Source organism: Microcella sp. (assembly GCF_030645145.1).
Taxonomy (GTDB): Bacteria; Actinomycetota; Actinomycetes; order Actinomycetales; family Microbacteriaceae; genus Microcella.
On record NZ_JAUSMI010000049.1, the window covers coordinates 1 to 3026 of the forward strand.

The 3026-nt window shown below is 75.3% G+C and carries 3 protein-coding genes; all 3 read right to left on the reverse strand.

The window, feature by feature from the left end; translation table 11 throughout:
* Positions 1-14: 14 nt before the first annotated feature.
* Entirely contained in the window at positions 15-1106 is a 1092-nt protein-coding gene (locus tag Q7T15_RS02755) for a hypothetical protein (protein WP_304693046.1), read from the reverse strand.
* Entirely contained in the window at positions 1103-1903 is an 801-nt protein-coding gene (locus tag Q7T15_RS02760) for a hypothetical protein (RefSeq protein ID WP_304693048.1), read from the reverse strand. The genes Q7T15_RS02755 and Q7T15_RS02760 overlap by 4 nt, the downstream gene beginning before the upstream one ends.
* On the reverse strand, positions 1900-3026 hold a 1127-nt coding region (locus Q7T15_RS02765; protein WP_304693050.1), incomplete at its 5' end, for a hypothetical protein. The genes Q7T15_RS02765 and Q7T15_RS02760, both read right to left, overlap by 4 nt.

Below are 3026 nucleotides of genomic sequence, written 5' to 3' on the forward strand. Positions count from 1 at the left end.
GGCCGCGGCGCCGATCACGGCTCGCCCCGCACGAGCTCGCCGCTCGGCAGCCAGCGCGCCGTGACCCCGTCGATGGAGATCTCGATCCCCTCGTCCGCGAAGCTCTCGACGGGTGCGCAGCCGCCGCCGTTGCTCTCGCGATCGGCGATCCACAGGCAGAACGTCGGCGCGTCGCCGAGCCGCCCGATCGAGTCGTCATCGCCCGCGAGCAGCCCGACGTACTGCACACCGTCGATCTCGGCGAGCAGGAGCGGGCCGGCGATCGTGTCGGGCGTGTAGTTCCAGATGAGCTCGTCGGCGGGCGTCGGGTTCGCCTCGAGCGCCGCGAGTGCGGGGATCCCGAGCGCCCGAACCTCGTCGAGCGTGACGGCGCCGTTCTGCACGACCTCGAGGCTCGGCGCGCCCTTGGGCGACCACGCGAACTCCACCGAGAACGCCCCGTCGTCGTACACGCCCTCGAGCCCCGCGCTTCGGAAGGACCGCTCGCTCGTGCACGTCTCGCCCGTGAGGAACGCGCCGTCGATCACGACCCCGCCGCACACCTCGACGATCGAGTCGCTCACCCACTGCCGGTAGACGATGAGCCGCGGGTCGCGCGAGGGCTCGCCGAAGACGACGGGGCCCGAGACGACGTCGATGCCGCGGCCCTCGAGCTGCGTGAGCACGGTCGCGTCGGCGAGATCCCACTGGCCCGTCGCGTCGCGCTGGGCCGGCTGCTCGCCGTCGAAGATCGCGAAGGCGGGCGGCGGCGCGGTGAGGGCCGCGTGCGCCGCGACGAGGATGCCCGTGAGCACCAGGAGCGCGATCGCCCCGATCGCGGCATCCCGCCGCTCCGTCCGGCTCGAGCCGCGCAGTCGCGCGAGCACGGCGGCCCCCGCGGTCGCGAGCCAGGAGCGGTCGTCGTCGAGCTCGTCATCCTCCTGACGGAGTCCGCTGGCGTCAGCGGACCGAATGAGGGGCGGCGGAGGGGCGGCGGGCGTGAGGGCCGCGAGCTCGGCGGCCGCGGCGGCGGCATCGGCGACCGACGCCTCGTCTCGGGGTCGCGCGAAGGCGCGTCGTTCGAGCTCTCGACGCCGTTCCGCGTCGAGCTCGCCCTGCTCGCTCACCCGTCCGCCTCTCCCGGCCCGTCGGAGGGCGCATCCGACGGGCCATCGCCCGGCAGCGTCGGCGGGTCGATGAGCCGCGCATCGCCGGTCGGGCCCCACTGGATCACCTGGAGCTCGCCCTCGACCATGATCGACGGCCGCGGCTGATCGAGCGGCACGAATCCGCGGCGCGCGGCGTCGGCTTCGAGCATGCACCCGCCGTAGTCGCCGGGGCCGGAGGTGAACGACTCGAGGAGCAGGCACACGAAGTCCTCGCCGTCGGGCGTGCCGAGCTGCCCGCCGTCGAGCCGGATCGCCCACACCCGCTGCGGCTCCGACGCGTCGCGCCCGGGCGCCTCGAGCAGCAGGCGCGGCGAGAGGTCGGTGTCGACGCCGAAGTACTCGACGCGCGCGAGCTCGGCGAGCTTCTCGCGCTCGGCCTCGGTGGGCTCCCGTTCGAAGACCGCGAGCGACGGCTGGGGCTCCGTCACGAGGGCGACGGCCGTGAGCGCCGCACCGAGAACGAGGATGCCCGTGGCGGCGGCGACTTGCCGGCCGCGGCGCACGGTGCGGCGCGGTTCGCGCTCCGGCACGGGGTCCTCGTCGAGGGCGGGCTGCGCTTCGGCCTGCGGCTGGTGCTGCGGCTGGTGCTCGGAGCGCGGCGAGACCTCGGACGCGATCGCCGGCGGCGACGCGGCCTGCGAGACGGGTGTCGGGTCGGCGGGGCGGGCATCCGCCGTGGGCTCGGGGAGGGGTCGGTCCGGGTCGGGGCGCCCGTAGAGCGCGCGGGCGCGATCGAGGGCGTCGTCGCCGCTCACGGGAGGCCCGCGTCGAGCGTGCCGGAGGCATCCCAGCTGGCCACGAGGCCGTCGCTCACCTGGAGCTCGATGCCGTCCTCGAGGAAGAGCTCGGCGCGAGCGCAGTTGCGCGTGCTGCCCTGCCCGTTCGCGGCGAGCAGGCAGAACTGCGGGCGCTCATCGCCGGGCTGCCACACCGCGTCCTCGCTGCGGACGAGGGCGCCGGCGAAGACCCACCCGTCGATCTCGCCGAGCACGAGGGGGCCGGCGATCACGCCGCCGGGGTCGAGGAAGAGGGACTGGGCGAGCGGGACATCCTCTGCGACCTCCTCGAGCGCTTCGAGGGCCGGGATCCCGAGGGCGCGGATCTCGTCGAGCGTCTCGACACCCTCGGTCGAGTCGGCGAGCGAGTGGGAGCCGTCGGGCGACCACGCGTAGTCGAGCCGGTAGCCGTCGCGCTCGAACGTCCCGGCGACTCCCTCGGTGCGGAAGGTCTGCTCCGACACGCACGTCGCGTGCATCGGCCAGGCGTTCTCGACGACGACCGCGGCGCACACGTCCGTGAGCGCGTCGCTCACCCACTCGCGGTAGACGGCAAGCCGCACCGGGTCGTCGCGCTCGCCGAAGACGTGCGGGCCGCTGAGGAGGAGCGTGCCCCGCTCGCGGAACGTCTGGTCGATCGTCACGATGCCGGTCGGGACGCCCTCGTTCTCGGCCGCCTGCTCGCCGGAGTCGAAGATCGCGTAGGCGGGCGGGGGAGCGATGAGGGCGGCATGGACGACGCCCGCGGCGGTCGCGGCGACGCCGAGAGTCAGAGCGACGACGCCGGCGCGGCGGAGGTCGCGACGGGTGAGGGCGCGGAGGCGACGGACCGCGCGGAGTGCGAGGGCCGTCGTGGCGGCGCTGAGGCGCTCGCCGAGGGTGGGCGGGAGGTCGAGGTCGTCGGGGTCGTCGGGGCTCGTCTCGTGCGCGTCGACGGACGGTGCGAGGCCGGATCCGGTGCGGCGTCGGTCGGCGAGTGGTGCCGAGGTGCCGGTTCGCGCCACGGGGGAGAAGCTTGCGCTGGTCCGCTCCACGGCGGCGGCGGCGGGGGCGGCGGCCGGGCGGAGGCGCGCGAGCTCGGCGGAGGCCGCGGCGGCGTCCG